The sequence below is a fragment of the Lysinibacillus sp. NPDC093197 genome, assembly GCF_044754025.1.
Taxonomy (GTDB): domain Bacteria; phylum Bacillota; class Bacilli; order Bacillales_A; family Planococcaceae; genus Lysinibacillus.
The window spans coordinates 132,170-150,427 of the sequence record NZ_JBIVOH010000002.1 but is presented as its reverse complement, the minus strand read 5'-3'; the positions used below and the strand labels follow the sequence as shown (position 1 = coordinate 150,427).

Below are 18,258 nucleotides of genomic sequence, written 5' to 3'. Positions count from 1 at the left end.
CAGAGGAAATGAAATTTTTCATTATTATTTTAAGTTGTATTGTAACTGATATTCGATTTTACTATGTATTTCATTTAATTTGTACTTGGATATGTACTGTTGTTTTAATTCTTTATAATCAGTTTGTAGTGTACCACTCACGCCAAAATCATCTACGCAAAATAAAATCATATTGATGTTCATTAACACCCCAGGTATGAATTTAGCTTCCAAAAGTAGCTGAAACGCTTCATCAAAATAATCTTTAGCTTTTGATTCATTGTTTTTAAGAAGCCAATAGCAACCTTTAATAATTGATAAATTCGCATTTTCTCTTAGATAAGGAAAACTTGCAAGCTTATTTTCTGTTTCTTCCATCCTTTCCTCTATCTTTAGAATGTCCTTTTGAAGTAAGGTAAGCCATAGTTCAGAAAGCAAGATTAAGGGGATGAAACCTTCCAAGTTTTTCTTATAAATCTCATTTTTAGATCGATGAAGAAGGGTAGCGGCTTTATCTAGTTGTTTAGTAAATATCAATAATGATAGACGGTTTAACAACTTTATTTCTAAACGATGATATTCAGGTATTTCCTCTGCAGATAAAGCGCAAGTAAAGTAATCTAAGCATTTCTTCTTATCTGGTTCAATTAATGAATAGATATGCAATAGATAAAAGCATTTTTCCCAAAAGTTGATTTCTTGCGCATCAAGAAACCAACTGAAATCTCCTTTCATGAAATGGAGATACAGAAGGTTAGGCAAATCGATTTGGAAGCCAAACACATTCTGATTTTCTGCTAATAGTTTTAGGGCATCTCCCTGCCCGTAGCGATGATACTTGCGAAAAAGACTTTTAACTTGAGTAGATACTTCGTCGTCCTTTAATAATGGACTTTTCTGTACCTCTTTTATTGACAAAAGGTATCCTTGACCTCTAATTGTTTCAATTTCAACGACGGATGAAAGAGGTTGAATTTTCTTCCTAACCCTATAAATATGATCATCTACAGTTCTATCGACTGGATTTTCCATAGGCCACACAGCGTTTAACAGTTCCTCCCTTGAAAAAATGCGGGAAGGATTTTGATATAAATATTTAAATAGATGATATTCCCTCGGTAAAAATACAATTTTTTCGGAACGATATGTTACGTTATAATCGGTTTTGGAAAACTGAATCTTTTCCATTCCTTCACCTCAACTAAATGGGATATTTTTATAGCTCATTTTAACAGATAGATTATTTAAAGCCTAGTTACTATTCCAATAGAATGAACATACGATGCTTGTCAAAATTCCATTCAAGATGGAGAGTATGTTAAAGCAGAAATTTGAATACTATCCTTTTCTCAATGTAGTAGCTGGAGTTAAAATGCCGTCTATTAATCTTTTAGTAATTGGCATAAAGAAATTAAGTATGAGCCCTCCTAAGCTAACCGTTAATAAAGTGCCAACACCAATCGGTCCATTAAAAAGCATTGCTAAGAGTAAAAACAACAGATAAATGGATGTTCTCGCAAATAATATACTTTTCCCTGTTAATTGTTGTACGACTAATGTTAATCGATCCACTGGAATTGGTGCAAAATTTGTTTGTAAATAGGTGGCAGTTCCTAAGCCAATAATAATCAAACCTATTCCAAAGCAAATGGTTTTGCTAAACCACATTTCTGGTGTTAACAAATTGTGTAATAAAAATAACCACATATCAATCCCAATCCCTGTAATAAATGCAGTTATTAATCCTAAAAACTCTGGCCTTTGTTTTGCTAATATTGCATTACAACCGATCAAAATTAAAGCTAAAATTACTTCCCAGCTCCCCACTGTTAGTCCTACATTAATAGATAGTCCTACCAAAAGTGCATCAAAAGGAGAAGTTCCAAGATTTGATTGAATAGTGAAAGAAATACCAAGGGTTAATAATAAAATTCCTAATACATATAAGCAATATTTCACTTTTTTGCGACCTCTCTACCATTGGTTTTTTGTTGCATTTGCAACAAAGTTAGGTTAGATTCAATATATATTCTTTTTGTTGCATTTGCAATAAAAAAACGGAGGAGTTAATTTATGGAGGAAATTCTTCGTGAAATTGGCATGATTTCAAGAGCGTTAGATTCAATAAGTAATATAGAATTTAAAGAATATGACCTGACAAAAGGGCAGTATTTATATCTTGTACGAATTTGTGAAAATCCAGGCATCATACAAGAAAAGCTAGCAGAGATGATTAAAGTAGATCGAACAACAGCAGCTCGGGCTATAAAAAAACTAGAGATGAATGGCTTTATTGAAAAGAAAGAGGATGACCATAACAAAAAAATAAAAAAACTATTTCCAACAGAAAAAGGAAAAATGATTTTTCCAATTATCAAAAGGGAAAATGATTATTCCAACAGTGTCGCGTTAGCAGGGTTTTCCGAACGTGAAGCAGAAACGATTTTTCATCTTCTCCAAAGAGTTCGGAAAAATATAGAAGTAGACTGGGAATTTGTGAAAAAGGGAAATAAGCGAGATTATTGAATTTAAATAAAGGGGCTGTATTAAAATGACTGTGAAAATAACGAAGTGCAACTTGGAAGATTTACATATACTCCGAGAAATAAGTATTGAAACGTTCAATGATACATTTAGCAATCAAAATTCGCCTGAAAATATGAAAGCGTATTTGGATAGCGCATTTACCTCTAAACAATTAGAGATGGAACTAGCCAATCGTTTTTCACAATTTTATTTCATTTGGTGCGATGAAGAAGTTGCGGGTTATTTAAAAGTCAATGTACATGATGCCCAATCAGAAAAAATGGGGGATGAGTACTTAGAAATTGAGAGAATTTATATAAGAAACAAGTTTCAAAGAAAAGGGCTCGGAAAATACCTAATCGATAAAGCGATAGAAATTGCTAAAGAACAACGCAAAAGCAACATCTGGCTAGGTGTTTGGGAAAAGAACGAAAATGCAATAAGCTTTTATAAAAATATAGGCTTTGCTCAAACAGGAGCACACTCATTTTATATGGGTGATGAAGAACAAATTGATATTATCATGACTAAACCACTCATTTAAATGATTAAGGAGGACATATATGTATATTCCTAAATACTATAAAGTCACGGATGTTAATGAAATTGAAGAATTTATTCAAATGAACTCTTTTGCTACACTTGTAACAACAAAACAAGGAAAACCAATTGCGACTCACTTGCCTTTAATGTTCAATAAAAAGGGCGACAATTATTATCTTACTGGGCATATGGCATATGGAAACCCTCAGTGGAGAACATTTGAATCTAGTGACGATGTGCTCGTTATGTTTCAGGGCCCGAATGCGTATATTTCTTCTTCTTGGTATTCACATGAAAATGTTCCAACGTGGAATTATCAGGCTGTTCACATCTATGGCAAGGCTAATATTATAGAAAAAGAAGAATTAATCGACGATTTAACAATGCTGTTAGAAAAATATGAGAAGGATAGAGAGAAACCTATTTTGTGGGATAATCTTTCTCCTGAGCTTTTAGAAAAGGAAATGAAAGGTATTGTCGGTTTTAAAATAAAGATTGGCGAAGTTCAAGCTGCCTATAAATTAAGTCAGAACCGTAATGAAGATGATTATAAAAACATCATTGATCAATTAAAAAATGAAGAAGCCCCACATTCGAAACAAATGGCATTATTAATGGAAAAGAGATGCAAAAAGCAAATATAGACGTATATTTAGAAATGGTGTTTATTAATTGCCTGCATGAATTGTTTTAAGAATATCTGGAAATGTAAATATGTTATTTTTAGAAAAAATAGCAGTTAAAAAGGAGATTTTTAAGTGGAAAATTTACAATCGATTGAACAATTTGAAGAACTTAAAAAAGGAGAACGCACAATATTTGTTTTTTCAGCAGATTGGTGTGGAGATTGTCGATTCATTGATCCTATAATGCCTACAATTGAAGAAAACTATAGTCAATATAGTTTTGTAAAGATTGACCGTGATGATTTCATCGATTTATGTGTTGAATTAGATGTATTTGGTATTCCAAGCTTTGTAGCTTTCGATAAAGGCAATGAAGTTGGGCGATTTGTTAGCAAGGACCGTAAAACACAGGAAGAGATTGAAGCTTTTATTGATGGATTAGCATCATAATGTAAGAGGGGAATTCTCGACATTTGAAATTCCTGTAAGTATATTATTTAAATTTATTTGCAAAAGCTATAGGGGCGAAACTTCCTCCTATAGCTTTATTCGTATTTTTATCTTATTTCAAGTTGTTGCATATGTAATACAGCGTTCCACAAAGTCTAATACGTCTTCGGAAATCGGATATAGCCCAGTTTCCTCAACGGGTAGTTTTCTAACCTCCCAAAACTTCTCTATCAATTCTGTATCTCCTTGAAAAGTGTCATTTGATAGCGCTATTAATTTGGAACCAATTTGAAAACCTTCGTCTGTTTCGGCTTTAATATTGTGCTCTATACACCATTCAATTCGTCGTAGTAATGCAATATATTGCTGTGTTGTTTTATCATTGTTACTGAGATTTGGGATTATTTCTTGTAAAAATGACTGTTCATCATCTTGGAAATAATCGATCCACTTTTTGGGGATGTTTTGTGAATTCTCAACAAGTTCAATAACATGCTCCCACGATAAAGACTCTTCCAAATCAATCATATTAATTAATGAAGTCGTATTAGAAATGCTTGTTTGTAGTTGGGACAGTTGTTCTTGTAAGTAATTATGATGCGAAATTAAAATTTGTTTATAGGAGAGTTTATCTAATAAATCACGTATAGTGTCGAGTGGAAGTGAAAGTGATTTTAAAATGATGATTTTCTCTAATCTAAATAAATCCTTTTCTGAATAGTACCGTCGGCCATTCTCATCTTTAAAACTAGGTGTAAGGAGATTCACCTGATCATAATAACGAAGTGTACGAATAGATACATGCCGCTGTTTCGATACCTCGCCAGTAGTCCATTGTTTCATTTCATTTCCTCCTGAAAAAAAGGTTGCAGGTGACGTAACGTCATCTAATACACTTGGATTATACCATAAAGAGGAAGAGGGATAATGGATGGAAATAAAGCAAATGAACTGGAAAGAACAAGACTGTTGGGGATGGAAAGAATTCATCTTTTTAATATTACTTGAATTTGTGATTGTCATCGGTTGTATTAAATTTATTGTTAAACCGATTTATTTTCACTTATTTAATAATGAACTATATGCTGGAACGTTAACGGGGTTAACAATTGCGATTACACTTCTTTTCGGTGTTTATTTTATAGCCCTACGTCCTAAAAAACTTTCTTGGCGTGAAGTAGGATTAAAATCAATCGCTCTGAAGGATTGGAAACTCATTCTTATATATTCTATTATGTTGTTAGTTGGTGCTGTAATAATTGTCGTGCTTACTAGTTTTATAGGAATTTCCGTAGAGAACAGCAAAACAGATGCAATGCAGCAAAGCGTAACTTTTTTCACGGTTTTCATTGCTTTTATCTCTGCGGCTGTTATCTCCCCAATATACGAGGAAATTTTTTATCGTGGTTTTTTATATCGTTGGTTTCGTACACGCGTAGGATTTACTGGTGCCATTTTAATTAGCTCGCTCATCTTTACAATTGTTCATATACCGACATATAATGTAATGCCAGTAAATTTCTTTAGTGGTGTCATTTTTGCTTTAGCATATGAACGCACTAATTCGATTTGGGCACCAATATGGATTCACGGAATTACGAATGGAATTATGGTTTTGCTAACAAGTATGGGATGAAAATTATTCAACTATAGGACAAATTGAAAAAGGTAGGGGATCTGCAATAATGAAAAATATTTTTAATCCTACGCATACAGCAGAAATTTTACAGCGGATAGATAAATTAAGTCCTAATTCACAACCCGAATGGGGAAAAATGGATGTTGCTCAAATGCTTGCACATTGCTCAGCTTTCCAAGACATTGCAATGGGAAATGCATTTCCGACAAGGAGTTGGTTAGGTGTAATCGTAGGGGGATTTGCAAAACCAATGATTTACAATGAAAAGACATTACCTCACAATATGTCTACAATTCCAACCATTTTGATTGCAGATGCTAGAGAATTTGCTACAGAAAAAGAAAAGCTTAAACAAAAAATTACGACCTTCCAACAGAACGGACCAGAGAAGTGTACAGCGCATCCTCATCCCTTTTTTGGAAAACTCACTCCAGAGCAATGGGGAAAAGGAATATACAAGCACCTTGACCATCATTTAAAACAGTTTGAAGTGTAATCAATGTAAAGATTTTTCAGTCCAATAAAAAGCCTCCTAACTAATAAATGAGTTAGGAGGTTTTTGCTATTTCGACCTATTTATCATCCTCGTACCAAGGATTTAAGTGAATAAGAACTTCTTCTACATTAGGATGCTTTTCCATTATCGTTTTCTTTATTTTACGGATAATATCATGACCTTCTTGAACTGTTAAACCTCCAGGTACACTTACACGCAGATCCACCAATACATAATGGCCGTGCTCTCTAGCTCGTAGACGATCTATACGTTTTACTTCTGGAATTGTTAGAATTAATGTTTCGAAATTATCCAGTGTATCACGACTTACACTTTTCTCCATAAGTGTGTCTATAGCTTCTAATAACATCCCATAGGCAAGTTTGAAAACTAATATTGTCACTATGATACCAGCAATTGGATCCCCATATGTAAGGATATGAATATTAGTAAATTCCCCAACGAGCGCAAGCCCAATTCCCAATACAGCAGCTATGGAAGCATACACATCTGCAAGATGATCATATGCAGTGGCAATTAAGCCTTTACTATTTGTTCTTTTGCCAATTTTAATCGTATATACGTATAAAATGAGTTTCCAAACGAGTGAAATGATTGCAGTAATAAACGCAATTAGACTTGCTTTTTCTGGTTCATGAAAGAATGCTTTGATCGATTCATAAGCAATATACAATGCTGCTATTATTAAAATGATCCCTACAATAGCGGAACTGATTACTTCAGCCTTCCCATGTCCGTAAGGATGATCTTCGTCGGCAGGGCGTTTAGAAATACGCATCGATGTTAAAGCGGCACCGCTTGCAATAACATCCCCGGCATTATGATAACCATCTGCTAGAAGCACTGGACTATGGAAGAGAGTACCAACTACAATTTTTAAAATTGTTAATACGATGTTACTTATTAAACTAATCCATCCAGCAACAATTGAAGCATCGGAATTTGTGCTTTGATTCATAAAAGTATACCTCCAATAAAATTCTTTCCTAAAAGCAACAAAAACCTTTGACTATTTTTAAGTCAAAGGTTTTGTTTAAAAAAATATAGTTTTCGTGAACTTGAAATTTGAATCATATTCTCACTCCTATATAGGCGTCCACTGAGTGTAACACATTATATTCGTTGGTTCAATAATGGTTTGTCTCATTTTTTCAATAATCCTGTCTTTAAAACAGGCTAAATTAATTTTAATAAATACAGCTTACTTTATCGGATGAGATACCTCAGCCAGTTAGCGATATTTTCATTTTATAATACTCATTATGACTGCAGTAAGATCAAAAAAACCATGCCTCATTTTACTCAAGAACTTGTTCTCCTTAAAGCAAATGAATTATTATTTCACTTTACGATACCATATTATAACAGGAATTAGTAATAATGATAAAAGGCCACCAGTTAAAGATAATACTGCGTAACTTGAATTGGCTACAATTACCCCCGAAAGAGCTCCTCCTGTAGCACCAGCTAACGCAATAAAAACGTCAATTGTTCCTTGAATTTTAGCACGTGTTGATGGTTCTGTAGCATCAACAATTTGAGCAGTTCCACTAATTAAGCCAAAATTCCATCCTAATCCTAATAAAGAAAGGGCCAATATGAGCATAAACATTGAATCATTTGGTGCATATGCAGCGACTAAACCTGCAAACAGTAACGTAACACCTGCAGCAATACTCATAGCTGTTCTACCAATCTTGTCTACAAGAATTCCAGTTACAAGGGAAGGGAGATACATCGATCCAACATGAAAACCAATCACGATACCTACAGCACTTAAACTATGTCCATGATGTTGCATATGAATTGGCGTCATTGTCATAATAGCAACCATAACGATTTGCGTGAGGACCATGACAACTGCGCCTACAATAATACCATTTTTATTCATTAAAGGACTAGAATGCGTGATAACGCCTTCAGCGTCTTGTTGTTTATAAGCTTCTATTGACTTTGCTAGCAGTAAGGGATCAGGACGAAGCATGATGAAAAGGACCAATCCTGCCATAATAAATGCTACTGCAGATAATATAAATGGGCCAGCTAATGAAGGAATACCAATAGAAAGGGCAAATTTCCCCATCACCTCAACTAAATTTGGTCCTGCTACAGCACCGAAAGTCGTCATAACCATCGTAGTACTAATAGCCTTTGCTCGTTGTTTTTTATCTGCTAAATCTGTCCCTGCATATCGAGCCTGTAAATTTGTTGCTGTTCCTGCCCCGTATACAAGTAGCGAAGCGAACAATAAGAAAACACTATTGAGTATAGCTGCAATGACAACGCCAATCGCCCCAAGCCCACCCGTAATAAAACCTGTAGTTAGACCAATGCGACGTCCGTAGCGTTGAGAAAGTTTCCCAACTATAAAAGCTGATATCGCAGAACCTAATGTGAATAGGGCAGAGGGTAATCCAGCAACTGCGTCCGTCCCAAGCATTTGTTGCGCTAACAGTGCCCCTACAGTAATACCGGCTGCAAGACCTGCTCCACCAAAAATTTGTGATAAGCTCACTACAATTAAAACTCTTTTATACATTTTTTTCAGTTTTTCGGGGGAATTTACATAACGCCCGATTGAATTATTCGCACTAGCCAATTATATGTAACACCATCTTTCTAGCTATTTGATTAACTTAATTTAATAAGTTAGCACTTTATTAACCCATTTACCAAGCTTAACATAATCATACAATTGTAGAAATATTACATCTGGTAAAGTTTCTATCACTGTTGAAGCGTTTGCCAAATACCAAGAACATCTTATTTTCCTTATCTCAATTCTTAATCCAATAGAGAAAAAGAATCTATACCATTTAAAAAAAGGTAGACTTTTACATCTGTGTGCTTTTGGGGATATAATTGACATAAACATTTGAGGTATTACAAGCAGTTTAGATTCGAGATCACGACGCATTTTATTCATATAAAGAGTATTTCAGACCTTAAATAAAAATTTTAAGTTGAAAGGATGTAGAATAATGAAGCAAATCATTGCACTAGGTGGTGGTGGATTTTCGATGGAGCCTGAAAATCCTTTGTTGGATAAATATATTCTTCATCAATCTAAGAAATCAAATCCGAAAATCTGTTTTATTGCAACAGCAAGTGGAGATTCAGAAAATTATATTTCTCGATTTTATCATTTCTTTGAAAAACAGGACTGTCAACCATCACATTTATCACTATTTAACCCACCTACAAGAGAATTAGAAAGTTTCTTACTGGAGAAAGACATTATTTATGTTGGTGGTGGTAATACAAAGAATTTATTAGTTTTATGGAAAGAGTGGGGATTGGACACCATTTTGAGGAAAGCTTGGGAGCAAGGAATAGTACTGGCTGGTATTAGTGCTGGTTCCATTTGTTGGTTTGAGGAAGGGGTTACAGATTCTTATGGAGATGGGCTTGAACCATTAAAGTGTTTAGGGCTCCTAAAAGGTAGTAATTGTCCTCACTACGACGGAGAAGCCGATAGAAGACCTTCGTATCAAAAGTTAATTGCTACTAATAGCATTAAACCTGGTATTGCAGCTGATGACGGTGTGGCTATTCATTTCATTGACCAAGAAGTCGGTCATATTGTGAGCTCAAGACCAAACGCTAAGGCGTATAAAGTTTATAACGATAAGGAAATTACTGAGGTTGAACTTGAAACAAATTATTTAGGTGCTATTTAAATAATTGCATGAATATTTATCATAGTATCTGAAATTGTTTGAGTGCCTGGCACTAAGCCGCAACCCTCGCTAATGCACGGTTAGTTGCGGCTTACGTATTGTACGTTTTGAGCCGGCATCTAAGTGGGAAAATTGTTTGAGTGCCTGGCACTTTATATTAGATAATCCCACGTTCTAAACTGTTACTTTCTAAAGTTGATTTTTGAGGGAGAAGACTGACAACTATTGTTACGATTGCATTGATGATTAACATATATAAACCATTGTTAATATCTAAAATAAATGAAGGTAAATTAGGGAATAAAGTTGCCATCGTTGTGCCTGTGCCTGCTGAAAATAAAGCTATTGAAATACCAACGATTATACCAGCGATTGCACCTTGTTTTGTCACGAAGTTTTTCTTCAGTAAACTAAAAATTAGAGCAGGGAAAAGCTGTATGATAAAGTTATAGCTAATTAATTGTAGCAATACGAGCGCACCACTTGAATTTAATGATAAGTATAAACTAATAATCGCAGCAATAATTGCGAAAGATCGTGCAATATTCATTTGCTTACGTGCCGAAGTATTTGGTTTCAATTGAACATAAATATTAGAAGTTATCATTGAACCAATTGTAATAAGCATAACTGAACATGGTACTAATGAAGCCAGTAATCCAGCCGCTCCAATTAATCCTACAAACCATGGATCAAATGTTTGAAATACTAATTGAATTAATGCCAAATCACTTTCTGCGCCTGATAGATTTGGGATTGTTAATATCGCTGCTAATCCGATAAAGCATGAAAATAGCTGCATTAATGAATACAGCGGCATCAAAATCGTATTTTTTCGAAGTGCCTTGTCACTTTTTGCTGCATATGCTGATAAAAATGTATGTGGCCAAATATATACTCCTAGCGCCATTAATATGATGGTAGAGATAAACCATACGAGACTTAGACCCGCATCTGGAAAGAACAATACTTGAGGTTTCACTTCAGAAATATTTTTTATCATGGATCCAACACCATCATGATAATGAAATGGTAAGTACAAACCTAAAAATAAAAGTACGCCAAATGTTAAAATGTCCTTAATCAAAGCGACGCGAGAAGAACCGTGGAGCCCTGAAATTAATGTATAGATGACAACAATAAAGCTTCCAACCCATATTGCTGTTGTAGACGATATAACCCCGTATGATGCAACAGAAACAATCAGTCCTAACCCTTTTAATGCCATGACAATCATAGGGATAATTGCAACTACACCAACAATCGTAATGAGCTTTCCTAAAAATGGACTCGTATATTTCTTTTCAAAAAAGCCACCTTGCGATATTAAATTATGCTCTTTACTGTAACGTCTGATTTTTGGTAATAGGAAATAGCCTAGTACGCAACCAATTGAAATATAAGTCATAATATAAAGCGTTGCAATGCCACTATTATAAGCTAGTCCCACTAATCCAGTAAGGGAAAATGCGGTAAAAAATTCTCCTGCTAATAAGAAGAAAGTAACGATAGCACCCATGCCTCGTCCACCTAATGCCCATTCTTCCATATTCTCATTTTTACCTCTACCAGCTTTAATTGCCCAATACATACAGACAATGACAAAGGAAATCATAATTGTAATAGAAATATTCATTCTACATCCTCCTCATCATGCTGGTCGAACTTATACATAATCAAAGTAGTTAGTGAAGTTAGAACGACACAAAGAACAATCCAAAACATTGAAAAAGGGAGCCCTAATATATAAGGGTCAACCCGATTCGTTAAAGGTACACCAACAAGAAAACCTAGAACTGGAATAAACGCTAGATAATATAATGGTTTCAAATTAATCAACCTCCTCAAGTGCTTTTTCTAATAGGGGATGTACAAACTGTTGTATCCGCTTCATACCTTCTTCTAAATCATGCATTGAACATGCATACGAAATACGGATATACCCTTCGCCATATTCAGAAAATCCGTATCCTGGTATGACTGCCACTTTCTCTTTTTCCACAAGCTGATGAACAAAATCATTTGAACTTAAGCCTGTTTTTTCAATAGAAACAAATAAATAAAACGCACCATCTGGTTCAATTGCTTCTAAGCCAATGTCCGTTATCCGTTGAAAAATAAAGTTACGTCGTATTTCATATTGTTGGCGCATTTCTTCGACTTCTGGTAAATCATGATTTAATGCGTTAATGGCAGCGTATTGACTAACTGAGTTTGCACATACACAGTTAAATGCATGAACTTTAAACATTTCTTCTGTTATATAAGCAGGGGCTAATGTGTAGCCAATTCGCCAACCTGTCATAGCGTGGGACTTTGATAAACCATTGATGACAATGCATTGCTCTTTCATGGCTGGGAATGAAGCGATTGACATATGTTTCAAACCATATGTTAGTTCACTGTATATTTCATCTGAAATGATAAAAATATCTTTACCTCTTAATAGGTTTGCTATTTCTTCTAATTCATGAGCCTCTAACATAGTACCTGTAGGGTTTGATGGATATGGTAAAACGACACATTTTGTTTTTTCTGTTAAGTTTTCTTCGATTAATTTTGCAGAGATTTTACAATTATTTTTACGTGTATCAACAAATACAGGTGTTGCGTAGCACAAACGAATAAGTGGTTCATAACCAGGGTAAATAGGTGCTGGTAAAATGACTTCATCACCAGGCTCTAAAATCGTACGGAATGCAATATCTAACGCTTCGCTTGCACCCACAGTAATTAAAATCTCATCTTCTGGATTATAATGGAGTTGGTAGCGTCTTTTCACAAAGTTAGCAGCAGCCTGTCTAAGTTCAAGTACACCTGCGTTATGTGTATAACCAGTTTTATGTGCATCAATAGCTTGTTTTCCTGCTTCTAAAATAGAATGTGGTGTTACAAAATCTGGTTGTCCAATTGTAAGATTAATAATTGACGGGTCATTTGCCACCTTGTTTCCAATTTCACGTATTGCAGAAATTTTAATGTCTTTGATCGTTTTATTAAGTAAATATTTCACGTTGTTCTCCTTCTCCTATCTATTTATTTGGGGACAGTTTAGTAATATGCAAAAAGCATGCCAATTTGAAAACATTGATAAATCAAGGTTTTTAATAAATACCTCATTGAAATAATGGTTCAAATTTGACTCATTGATTCGTTTTCGATTCAGTTTTGTATAACTCTCCGATATCAAATGCTATCGTTTGTTACATCAGGGTTTAAAAATGAGTCGTTTTCGAATCGAAAATACTGTTTTTCTTTACTATTGACCTGTAAATGGACATTATTTTATTGATTAACAAATAATAGAACGGCTCATTTTTATAGATTATTTATTAAACTTTGATAGAATTGAATGAAATAATATAGAATTTGGTGATTCGAATGGATAAATTAGCTCTTTTTCAAGATGAAAAGAATCAATTTTTTTTAGATATTATGAACACTATTAAGGATGGTATTTGGGTACTTGATAAAAATGGAACCGTCATTTGGGTAAATGATGCTGCAAAGCGGGGACTGTTTGATGTTGATGAAGTGGACTTAATCAATCAAAGTGTATTTGACATGGAAAAAAGGGGGTTATTTTCACCTTCAATTGCCCGTCTTGTATTGAAAAATAAGCAGTTTGTTAATACAGTCCAAGTTATAAAGAACAACCAGAAATTACTAGTATCTGGGGATTATATTACTGACGAAAATGGTGAAATTGAATTTATTGTTACCCATGCTCGCACGCTAAGTGAAGCATTTAATATGAATATGGAATTAGAAAAGGCAGAAGATCTTTTACAACGTTATAAAAACCAAATTCGGGAAATGATTAGGCATCAAAATAAAGAGCAAGAGCTAGAAACATTTGTTGGAAAAAGTAAAGCTTTTCACGCTGCTATTGAGTGGCTTGAAAAAGTGGCAGATGTGGATACAACCGTTTTAATTACGGGGGAAACAGGCGTAGGGAAGAGCGCTTTTGCTCAAAAAATGCACCAATTAAGTAACCGCAGTGACAAACCTTTTGTCCACTTAAATTGTGGTGCTATTCCTGAATCTTTAATTGAATCGGAGCTTTTCGGCTATAAGAAAGGTGCATTTACAGGAGCCAATAATAACGGAAAAATAGGGCTCATCGCTGCTGCGGAAAATGGCATATTATTTCTTGACGAAATTAGTGAACTCCCATTGCAAATACAGTCTAAATTACTTTTGTTCCTTCAAAATAAAACGTATACACCGATTGGAGATACACAAGTCCATCAAGCAGACGTTCGAGTCATTGCTGGCTCAAATGCTAATTTACTAGAAATGACGAAAGCTGGACAATTTCGGGCTGATTTATATTACCGCTTAAATATCTTGCCACTAACTATCCCTCCTTTGAGGGAACGCAGGGAAGATATCGTACCTCTTTTAGATTTTTTCTTAAAAAAATATAATAATAAATATCAAAAAGACCGTAGCTTATCTGGTAAGCTAACTAATATTTTATATAACTACGATTGGCCAGGAAATATTAGAGAATTAGAAAATCTATTAGAACGATTGGTCATTACTGCTCCCAATAAAGTGATTAATGAACAGGACCTTCCGAGTGACTTTCGTCATGAAGAGACAGCTAATATGCTGGATACCTTGCCTGAAGGTCAATCCTTAACCGAATACCTTAATCATATTGAAAAAGAGATTATTGAAAAAACGTATAATCAACTTCAAAGTACAAGAAAAACAGCTGCTAAACTAGGCGTCACCCAGGCGTATATTGCAAGAAGGTTCAAAAAATATAATTTAAACATTACAGAAACGAAAAATTTGACTAGTACGGAATAACGTTTAAAGAGGGGGAGTCAGAAAATCTCTATCGTTAAAAATGAAGGATAAAGGAAGTGGAAAATTTATTTGAAAAGAACATTTTTTTATAGTTTTTATAGTTTAGCTTTTATTTTAATGCTAGTTGTTCAACTATTTAACCGTAAATATCCTTTTCTTGAAGCATTGATGCATACATTTATATTTACATTTACGATTATGATTTGCCATATCATATCTGAGAAAATAAATAAGACCAATCCGTGATGAGCAGTACCTAATTGGTATTAAAAAGAAGTATTCACTGACGGTTGGCGTTTGGAGGTATAGAATGAGGGCTGAGCAAATTATAGCAAAAGCAATCTGTCTATTTAGAAATGACGATTTAATACTTGTCGCCGAAGGTTTTGATGAAGTAAAAGGGGAATTTTACTATCGGCCAATTGGTGGGAAAATTGAATTCGGAGAGACAAGTGCGCAAGCAATACAGAGAGAAGTACTTGAAGAAATAGAGGCAAATATACATAATTTAAACTATATAGGAACAATTGAAAACATATTTACATATAACGGTGACCTTGGACACGAAGTAGTATTTGTATATGATGCTGAATTTGTAGACAAGTCCTTTTATGCAAACCCTTCTTTTCTTGGAAAAGAAGATAATGGTGCAACGTTCAAATTGCTATGGAAGGCAATTAGTGATTTTACAAATAATAAATTAACTTTAGTTCCCGATGGATTATTCGATTTGCTTTGAATAGCTACTTGAGTTAGGAACCTTCTTACTCTAAAGAAACAAATAAAATATTGTTAAGTCGTTCGGATAGTCGGACGGCTTTTTTAGTAGTGTATTTTTCACGGTAGTTTATTTTGTGGTGGTAAACTGCTGCTTGTTTCAAAATAAAATTTCAAATTAATGTCCCTTTGCATAAGAAATAGACGTATATAGTGTGCAGAAAGGGGGTGTTACCGATGCAAAAAACGAATTTTTTAGGTGCTACGCTTCGCTTAAAGTATTTAGCAGGACACAATGAAAAAAATGAGCCGAAGTTCGCAATCAAAACATACCGTAATTTAAATGGTACGCATACAACAGCGGCGTTAGTAGCGGTAGCTAAAGCGATTGCAAGTCTTTCATCTCAGCCACTCGACAGTATTATGAAGCAAGAAACAACAGAATTATCGTAAATTCAGTAAAAACAAGGGGTGATTAAAATGGCAAAAGTGTTAGAGTTACAGTTTGAAACAGAGATGGGGAAGACGGCAACGATTGCGATTGATGCACCGAAGCCAAATGTTACACCTGCTGAAATACAACAAGTAATGCAAACGATTATTACGAACAGTGTATTTGGTGGACAAGCTGGTGCTTTTGTTGGCATGAAAGGTGCACGAATAATTGATCGTCAAGTTTCAGAATTTGAACTAGGTATGAATTGATTGAAATGGTCTTTGCACTAAACTGCAAAGACCCTTTTTAAGAAGTCAGCAAAATGTCGAAAGGAGGGTGCGGTATGGAACAGTGGCTGAATATGGTATCCAATATTGGCTTTCCGATCCTCATGTCGTTTTATTTATTACATCGAGTAGAAGTAAAGCTTGATGCGATACATGATGTGCTTGTTTCGATTAAGGATAGGTGATTTCACACAGAAGCATTATGCTAAAGTGATATGCTAACTTTTTTTTGCATGCTACCAAGACATTCCTCAATTAAATTGACAATATAGAGTGTGAAACACAATGAGAAAAAGTGTTAGATTATTTAATATCTAACACTTTTTCTGTAAAACTTGATGTCGCTATAGTGGAGACTTATTGTGAGCGTCACGTTAATCTAGAAACGTCGCAGTTTTCTTTTTTTAAACTTAACATTATTTAAGTTGTGGTTCATTCTTTTTAATTAAGTTTATAATATCTTTTGTAGAAATATTTTCTTGTTCATTTTTCGAGTATATATCCAATAAATATACTAGATTATTACTTGTAATCAAATAAATAATAACTCGAAATCCACCAGACTTACCTTGCTTCGCACTTGTATTTGCCATTCTTTTTTTGAAAATTTTAAACCTTTTTTTACTATTTTCGAATTTTACACCTATACCCTGGATAGGTTCGCCTAATTCAGCACCTACTTCGATTTCATCAATTAATGCTTCAAAATCATCAACTATCTTTGGATACCGCTTTAGTAATCGCTTAAACTCCTTTTCAAATGTAGGAGTTGTGTTAACTCTATACTTCATTACTATTTCTCTTCACGTAAATCTTTTAAAAAAGAACGTGCTGATTTTTTAGGTAGTAAGCTTTGTTCAATTAAATCAACTTCTTGAATTGCATTTGATATTTGATGATTTCTATTAGAGGGAATGGACTTGTTTGAGACTTTTTTTATAGTTTCAGTAGTTGTCATATCTTTTTTTTCCTCCTTATCACACACTAAACTCACCGCCTTATTTAAATACAACTATATATATTAAGCATAGACGGTGTGCAATCCTTTAAATAAATCATAGCAAATTGCGTCAATCTATCAAGCTTTTCAGTATATTCATTGAGATTTTACTATAATTCGATAGACTATTTTGTTAAATTTCAACACAACATGTCTTATTTGTTTGATGTCTGGATTGAATTGGGTGGCGGCAGCATTTCTACTGTTATTTTGTTTTGCACCGCGTCGAAGTAAAGCTTGATGCGATACATGATGTACTTGTTTCGATTAAGGATAGGTGATTTCACAAAGATGTAAGAAAGCTGTCACTACAGGTAGTTGTCAACGCTTACACCATTCGATAAGATGAGGGTAATGTTGGTAGGGAGTGTGTGAAGATGAAAAATAAGGTAATAGGATTCGTGTTACTATTAGCTTTAGTTACAGCACTTAGTGCATGTGGAAATGTGAAGTTTAAAGCTGATTATAGTTATGAAATACAAGATTTTGACCATGTCAATCAACGTGGAGAAAATGTTTCACTTGAAAGTTTAAAAGGCAAACCTTGGTTAGGTATGTATATTTTCACGAATTGTAATTCAGTTTGTCCACCCATGACGTTTAACATGACGCAAATACAAGAAAAGCTTATGAAAAAAGGAATAGAGGATTATAATCTTGTTGCTTTTTCAGTAGATCCTGAAGTTGATACACCTGAAGTGCTAGCTGACTATTTAGCAAGATATACCGTACCTGATGAATCGAAATGGAATCTCCTTACGGGGTATTCTCAGTCATATATTGAACAATTTGCAGTGAAATCCACAAAATTACTAGTAAAAGATGACCCGAATTCAGATCAAGTTATCCACGGTATCCAATTTTTCTTAGTCGATAAAGATGGTATCCTTGTAAAACAATATGACGGCTATGCGAAGGACGCATCAGATGTACCAATCGATACGATCGTGGGCGATTTAGAAACATATATAGAGGAAAACTTATAAAATGAAAGCTAGTGCTAAATGGATATAGCACTAGCTTTTTTGCGCAATCGT

General features: G+C 34.4%; 23 protein-coding genes. 13 read left to right on the top strand and 10 right to left on the bottom strand.

The window, feature by feature from the left end; all coding sequences use genetic code 11:
- Window positions 1-24: 24 nt before the first annotated feature.
- Together ACIP9G_RS06640 and ACIP9G_RS06635 are read right to left on the bottom strand one after the other, a co-directional pair.
- Complete coding sequence (locus ACIP9G_RS06640; RefSeq protein WP_401018428.1) at window positions 25-1,167, bottom strand: winged helix-turn-helix domain-containing protein; 1,143 nt, start codon at window positions 1,165-1,167, stop codon at window positions 25-27.
- Window positions 1,168-1,317: 150 nt separating this feature from the next.
- A complete protein-coding gene (locus tag ACIP9G_RS06635) occupies window positions 1,318-1,938 on the bottom strand; it encodes a YczE/YyaS/YitT family protein (protein WP_401018426.1) in 621 nt (206 codons plus the stop codon).
- A 114-nt stretch (window positions 1,939-2,052) separates the two neighbouring features.
- Between ACIP9G_RS06635 and ACIP9G_RS06630 the strand changes: the two genes are divergently transcribed.
- The 4 genes from ACIP9G_RS06630 (at window position 2,053) to ACIP9G_RS06615 (ending at window position 4,124) form a co-directional block, all read left to right on the top strand.
- The gene (locus ACIP9G_RS06630; RefSeq protein ID WP_401018425.1) at window positions 2,053-2,505 is read left to right on the top strand and encodes a MarR family winged helix-turn-helix transcriptional regulator; all 453 of its coding nucleotides are present in this window, start codon (window positions 2,053-2,055) and stop codon (window positions 2,503-2,505) included.
- 25 nt (window positions 2,506-2,530) lie between these two features.
- On the top strand, window positions 2,531-3,049 hold the full coding sequence (paiA, locus tag ACIP9G_RS06625; protein ID WP_401018424.1) for a spermidine/spermine N(1)-acetyltransferase: 519 nt from the start codon (window positions 2,531-2,533) through the stop codon (window positions 3,047-3,049).
- A gap of 19 nt (window positions 3,050-3,068) precedes the next feature.
- Window positions 3,069-3,692: an FMN-binding negative transcriptional regulator gene (locus tag ACIP9G_RS06620; RefSeq protein ID WP_401018422.1), complete on the top strand. Its 624-nt coding sequence runs from the start codon at window positions 3,069-3,071 to the stop codon at window positions 3,690-3,692.
- 114 nt (window positions 3,693-3,806) lie between these two features.
- Window positions 3,807-4,124, top strand: coding sequence for a thioredoxin family protein (locus tag ACIP9G_RS06615; RefSeq protein WP_340824756.1), 318 nt, complete (start codon window positions 3,807-3,809; stop codon window positions 4,122-4,124).
- A 117-nt stretch (window positions 4,125-4,241) separates the two neighbouring features.
- On the opposite strand, the gene ACIP9G_RS06610 is transcribed toward ACIP9G_RS06615, so the two are convergent.
- Window positions 4,242-4,967, bottom strand: a complete 726-nt coding sequence (locus ACIP9G_RS06610; protein WP_401018420.1) for a MerR family transcriptional regulator — start codon at window positions 4,965-4,967, stop codon at window positions 4,242-4,244.
- Window positions 4,968-5,055: 88 nt separating this feature from the next.
- Between ACIP9G_RS06610 and ACIP9G_RS06605 the strand changes: the two genes are divergently transcribed.
- Window positions 5,056-5,760, top strand: coding sequence for a CPBP family intramembrane glutamic endopeptidase (locus tag ACIP9G_RS06605; RefSeq protein ID WP_401018419.1), 705 nt, complete (start codon window positions 5,056-5,058; stop codon window positions 5,758-5,760).
- Between the two features lie 49 nt (window positions 5,761-5,809).
- Entirely contained in the window at window positions 5,810-6,259 is a 450-nt protein-coding gene (locus ACIP9G_RS06600; RefSeq protein ID WP_401018418.1) for a DUF1569 domain-containing protein, read from the top strand.
- 76 nt (window positions 6,260-6,335) lie between these two features.
- Here ACIP9G_RS06600 and ACIP9G_RS06595 read toward each other — a convergent pair whose 3' ends face one another.
- Both ACIP9G_RS06595 and ACIP9G_RS06590 read right to left on the bottom strand, forming a co-directional pair.
- A complete protein-coding gene (locus ACIP9G_RS06595; RefSeq protein ID WP_340824751.1) occupies window positions 6,336-7,238 on the bottom strand; it encodes a cation diffusion facilitator family transporter in 903 nt (300 codons plus the stop codon).
- A gap of 378 nt (window positions 7,239-7,616) precedes the next feature.
- Window positions 7,617-8,819 (bottom strand): MFS transporter, encoded by a 1,203-nt coding sequence (locus ACIP9G_RS06590; RefSeq protein WP_401019075.1) that lies wholly within the window; start codon window positions 8,817-8,819, stop codon window positions 7,617-7,619.
- A gap of 442 nt (window positions 8,820-9,261) precedes the next feature.
- On the opposite strand from ACIP9G_RS06590, the gene ACIP9G_RS06585 reads away from it, so the two are divergent.
- Window positions 9,262-9,960, top strand: a complete 699-nt coding sequence (locus ACIP9G_RS06585) for a Type 1 glutamine amidotransferase-like domain-containing protein (RefSeq protein ID WP_401018417.1) — start codon at window positions 9,262-9,264, stop codon at window positions 9,958-9,960.
- 157 nt (window positions 9,961-10,117) lie between these two features.
- Here the strand turns inward: ACIP9G_RS06585 and ACIP9G_RS06580 are convergent, their stop codons facing one another.
- The 3 genes from ACIP9G_RS06580 to ACIP9G_RS06570 are packed head-to-tail and all read right to left on the bottom strand — an operon-like array spanning window position 10,118 to window position 12,973.
- A complete protein-coding gene (locus ACIP9G_RS06580) occupies window positions 10,118-11,596 on the bottom strand; it encodes a sodium:solute symporter family protein (RefSeq protein ID WP_401018415.1) in 1,479 nt (492 codons plus the stop codon).
- Window positions 11,593-11,790, bottom strand: coding sequence for a DUF3311 domain-containing protein (locus ACIP9G_RS06575; protein ID WP_401018413.1), 198 nt, complete (start codon window positions 11,788-11,790; stop codon window positions 11,593-11,595). Before ACIP9G_RS06575 ends, ACIP9G_RS06580 begins: the two co-directional genes overlap by 4 nt.
- A gap of 1 nt (window position 11,791) precedes the next feature.
- Window positions 11,792-12,973, bottom strand: coding sequence for an aminotransferase A (locus ACIP9G_RS06570; RefSeq protein ID WP_401018411.1), 1,182 nt, complete (start codon window positions 12,971-12,973; stop codon window positions 11,792-11,794).
- 368 nt (window positions 12,974-13,341) lie between these two features.
- On the opposite strand from ACIP9G_RS06570, the gene ACIP9G_RS06565 reads away from it, so the two are divergent.
- The 5 genes from ACIP9G_RS06565 to ACIP9G_RS06545 all read left to right on the top strand — a co-directional run bounded on the left by ACIP9G_RS06565 (window position 13,342) and on the right by ACIP9G_RS06545 (window position 16,406).
- The gene (locus ACIP9G_RS06565) at window positions 13,342-14,781 is read left to right on the top strand and encodes a sigma-54 interaction domain-containing protein (RefSeq protein ID WP_340824744.1); all 1,440 of its coding nucleotides are present in this window, start codon (window positions 13,342-13,344) and stop codon (window positions 14,779-14,781) included.
- 310 nt (window positions 14,782-15,091) lie between these two features.
- Window positions 15,092-15,520, top strand: a complete 429-nt coding sequence (locus tag ACIP9G_RS06560; protein ID WP_340824743.1) for an NUDIX hydrolase — start codon at window positions 15,092-15,094, stop codon at window positions 15,518-15,520.
- 215 nt (window positions 15,521-15,735) lie between these two features.
- Window positions 15,736-15,951, top strand: coding sequence for a DUF1659 domain-containing protein (locus ACIP9G_RS06555; protein ID WP_340824742.1), 216 nt, complete (start codon window positions 15,736-15,738; stop codon window positions 15,949-15,951).
- Between the two features lie 27 nt (window positions 15,952-15,978).
- Complete coding sequence (locus ACIP9G_RS06550; RefSeq protein WP_340824741.1) at window positions 15,979-16,203, top strand: DUF2922 domain-containing protein; 225 nt, start codon at window positions 15,979-15,981, stop codon at window positions 16,201-16,203.
- 74 nt (window positions 16,204-16,277) lie between these two features.
- On the top strand, window positions 16,278-16,406 hold the full coding sequence (locus ACIP9G_RS06545) for a YvrJ family protein (protein ID WP_340824740.1): 129 nt from the start codon (window positions 16,278-16,280) through the stop codon (window positions 16,404-16,406).
- Between the two features lie 231 nt (window positions 16,407-16,637).
- Here ACIP9G_RS06545 and ACIP9G_RS06540 read toward each other — a convergent pair whose 3' ends face one another.
- A complete protein-coding gene (locus tag ACIP9G_RS06540; RefSeq protein ID WP_401018410.1) occupies window positions 16,638-17,012 on the bottom strand; it encodes a type II toxin-antitoxin system RelE/ParE family toxin in 375 nt (124 codons plus the stop codon).
- Between the two features lie 2 nt (window positions 17,013-17,014).
- Entirely contained in the window at window positions 17,015-17,179 is a 165-nt protein-coding gene (locus tag ACIP9G_RS06535) for a hypothetical protein (RefSeq protein WP_401018408.1), read from the bottom strand.
- Between the two features lie 419 nt (window positions 17,180-17,598).
- Here ACIP9G_RS06535 and ACIP9G_RS06530 point away from each other — a divergent pair, with 419 nt between their 5' ends.
- Window positions 17,599-18,207 (top strand): SCO family protein, encoded by a 609-nt coding sequence (locus tag ACIP9G_RS06530; protein WP_401018407.1) that lies wholly within the window; start codon window positions 17,599-17,601, stop codon window positions 18,205-18,207.
- The last annotated feature ends 51 nt before the right edge of the window (window positions 18,208-18,258 follow it).

Excerpts from the sequence above, each read along its gene's own strand:
- ACIP9G_RS06640 (WP_401018428.1), bottom strand. The coding sequence starts at position 1,167 with ATGGAAAAGATTCAGTTTTCCAAAACCGATTATAACGTAACATATCGT.
- ACIP9G_RS06630 (WP_401018425.1), top strand. The coding sequence starts at position 2,053 with ATGGAGGAAATTCTTCGTGAAATTGGCATGATTTCAAGAGCGTTAGAT.
- paiA (WP_401018424.1), top strand. The coding sequence starts at position 2,531 with ATGACTGTGAAAATAACGAAGTGCAACTTGGAAGATTTACATATACTC.
- ACIP9G_RS06620 (WP_401018422.1), top strand. The coding sequence starts at position 3,069 with ATGTATATTCCTAAATACTATAAAGTCACGGATGTTAATGAAATTGAA.
- ACIP9G_RS06610 (WP_401018420.1), bottom strand. The coding sequence starts at position 4,967 with ATGAAACAATGGACTACTGGCGAGGTATCGAAACAGCGGCATGTATCT.
- ACIP9G_RS06605 (WP_401018419.1), top strand. The coding sequence starts at position 5,056 with ATGGAAATAAAGCAAATGAACTGGAAAGAACAAGACTGTTGGGGATGG.
- ACIP9G_RS06600 (WP_401018418.1), top strand. The coding sequence starts at position 5,810 with ATGAAAAATATTTTTAATCCTACGCATACAGCAGAAATTTTACAGCGG.
- ACIP9G_RS06595 (WP_340824751.1), bottom strand. The coding sequence starts at position 7,238 with ATGAATCAAAGCACAAATTCCGATGCTTCAATTGTTGCTGGATGGATT.
- ACIP9G_RS06590 (WP_401019075.1), bottom strand. The coding sequence starts at position 8,819 with ATGTATAAAAGAGTTTTAATTGTAGTGAGCTTATCACAAATTTTTGGT.
- ACIP9G_RS06585 (WP_401018417.1), top strand. The coding sequence starts at position 9,262 with ATGAAGCAAATCATTGCACTAGGTGGTGGTGGATTTTCGATGGAGCCT.
- ACIP9G_RS06580 (WP_401018415.1), bottom strand. The coding sequence starts at position 11,596 with ATGAATATTTCTATTACAATTATGATTTCCTTTGTCATTGTCTGTATG.
- ACIP9G_RS06565 (WP_340824744.1), top strand. The coding sequence starts at position 13,342 with ATGGATAAATTAGCTCTTTTTCAAGATGAAAAGAATCAATTTTTTTTA.
- ACIP9G_RS06560 (WP_340824743.1), top strand. The coding sequence starts at position 15,092 with ATGAGGGCTGAGCAAATTATAGCAAAAGCAATCTGTCTATTTAGAAAT.
- ACIP9G_RS06555 (WP_340824742.1), top strand. The coding sequence starts at position 15,736 with ATGCAAAAAACGAATTTTTTAGGTGCTACGCTTCGCTTAAAGTATTTA.
- ACIP9G_RS06550 (WP_340824741.1), top strand. The coding sequence starts at position 15,979 with ATGGCAAAAGTGTTAGAGTTACAGTTTGAAACAGAGATGGGGAAGACG.
- ACIP9G_RS06545 (WP_340824740.1), top strand. The coding sequence starts at position 16,278 with ATGGAACAGTGGCTGAATATGGTATCCAATATTGGCTTTCCGATCCTC.
- ACIP9G_RS06540 (WP_401018410.1), bottom strand. The coding sequence starts at position 17,012 with ATGAAGTATAGAGTTAACACAACTCCTACATTTGAAAAGGAGTTTAAG.
- ACIP9G_RS06535 (WP_401018408.1), bottom strand. The coding sequence starts at position 17,179 with ATGACAACTACTGAAACTATAAAAAAAGTCTCAAACAAGTCCATTCCC.
- ACIP9G_RS06530 (WP_401018407.1), top strand. The coding sequence starts at position 17,599 with ATGAAAAATAAGGTAATAGGATTCGTGTTACTATTAGCTTTAGTTACA.